Annotated in this window: 3 protein-coding genes; 2 read left to right on the forward strand and 1 reads right to left on the reverse strand. The window is 69.1% G+C overall.

Annotated features, from left to right (window positions below; all coding sequences use genetic code 11):
* The first annotated feature begins 133 nt into the window (after positions 1 to 133).
* Positions 134 to 343 (forward strand): hypothetical protein, encoded by a 210-nt coding sequence (locus tag ACMZ42_RS26985; protein WP_415733419.1) that lies wholly within the window; start codon positions 134 to 136, stop codon positions 341 to 343.
* Between the two features lie 323 nt (positions 344 to 666).
* Here the strand turns inward: ACMZ42_RS26985 and ACMZ42_RS26990 are convergent, their stop codons facing one another.
* Complete coding sequence (locus ACMZ42_RS26990) at positions 667 to 987, reverse strand: hypothetical protein (protein WP_415733420.1); 321 nt, start codon at positions 985 to 987, stop codon at positions 667 to 669.
* A 354-nt stretch (positions 988 to 1,341) separates the two neighbouring features.
* Here ACMZ42_RS26990 and ACMZ42_RS26995 point away from each other — a divergent pair.
* A partial coding sequence (locus ACMZ42_RS26995; RefSeq protein ID WP_415733421.1) for an FAD binding domain-containing protein occupies positions 1,342 to 1,683 on the forward strand: 342 nt, incomplete at its 3' end.

A 1,683-nucleotide genomic window follows, 5' to 3' on the forward strand; every position in this document is an offset into this window, starting at 1 on the left:
GGAGGAAGCTGTCCGTGCCGGTCCGAGACCCCGCTGATAGCCACCGCTCCGGGCAGCGGGGCCGGGCTTATGAGATGTCCGACAAGGCTTCTCGCGAACGGTCCTTGGCCCTAGCGAGATCAATCACGGGTCGATGAATCCCGACCCGGACGACCCGGACGACCCGGTCGGGATCAAGGGCATCGGCGAGATCGGCGACGTGGGCGTCTCGGCCGCGATCGCCAACGCGGTGTGGCACGCGACCGGCGTAGGCCACCGGGATCTGCCGATCCGCCCGGACCGCGACCTGCGCGTGGCGGACGAAGCCCGGCATCGGGCGGCGCAGAGAACCAGGAGTGCTTGACATCACCGAGGAGTTGCCCCCTGTACGGCCTGGGCGATCAGGTCCCGGCGGACCGGCCGCGCCGACGCACCACGGAGCGCCGGCCGGCCGGAACAGGCGCCCGCTGCCGATGCTCTTCAGCCGCGGCAGCAGGCGGAACTTCAGCAACTCGGTGAAGACGGACCTGCCGCGGGTGGGGCCCTGACGCGAGGTGCGGCCGGAGGATCTCGGCGAGTCCGTGGCCAGGCTGCGCCGGCCGCCACGGATGTGCTGCGGCCCTCCAGGTGTCGACGGCGCGGGCGCTGGAACCGGTGCCCTACGTGGCGGGTCCTGTGACCGATCGCCTACCCGGCGTCCAGTCGAAGTGCCCAGAGCACCACCCCGTCCCGACCGTAGATGGTGACCCTTGAGGGCAGCTGTTTCCCAGCGGCGACGAAGTGGTCCCCGATCTTGGCAACCGTATCGGGCAGTCCGGCTTCGGTATTCTCCGGGATGGGACCCTCCGGCTGCCAGTACATGGCCAACTCCCAGTGGCGGCCCCTGCCGCTGCTGCGCGGCGCGGTGGGCTCGGCCTCGAGGTTCAGCTCGTCGAGGAGGTCAAGGATGACATTCATGTCGCGGCCGTCTACACGCGCGAAGTTCTCTTCCACCAAAATCGCGTTCATGCACGCTCACTACCCCGATGCGCGAACCGATCAACCGTGACAGGCGTGGTCACATGGCCGCTTGCCTACGACTGTGGGTTCCGGGGCCGCAGGCCAGTAGGTTCCGAAGAGCATGTGGTCAGCAGCGGTCACCTCGTGCGTCGGCAGCAGGGGGTTGCGGCTCCCGGCAGGTGCCGTCTCGTGGTGGAGCCCTCGCAGCACGTCGGCGACGTGGACGGGATCGATGTCCGCGTCCTCGGCCCCGCCCCATGACTGTGTGTTCGCCGATCCGCCGGCCGAAAGTGGGCAGCGCCCCTCCGCAGTGCGCCGGGACCGGACGCAGCCCCGAAGCCGTACCAGGCCCCCCTCGGCACGTTGTTCTCGCTCGCGGTCGTCAACATCGCTCATCCCCCCGTCCGCACGCACGGAACCATGGTGGGCAGCTTCGCCTGGACACACCCCGCCTCGGAATGGTGCGCCCTCGCCATGGCTATGGACGCCGACATCCAGATGGCGGGTCCGGGCGGTGCACGCGAAGTCGCCGCCCGCGACTACTTCCAAGGTCCGTACACGACCGCCCGACAGTCGGGGGAACCGATCACCTCCGTGACTTTCCCGCTGCTCGGCAGAGAAACGGGAGTCGGCTTCATCGAGCACCGGCGCACTCACTTCTGCTTCGCGCAGGTTGCCGTGTCGGCGGTCCTCACCGTACGCGAT

It is taken from the genome of Lysinibacillus sp. NPDC056185 (assembly GCF_047737915.1).
GTDB lineage: Bacteria > Bacillota > Bacilli > Bacillales_A > Planococcaceae > Lysinibacillus.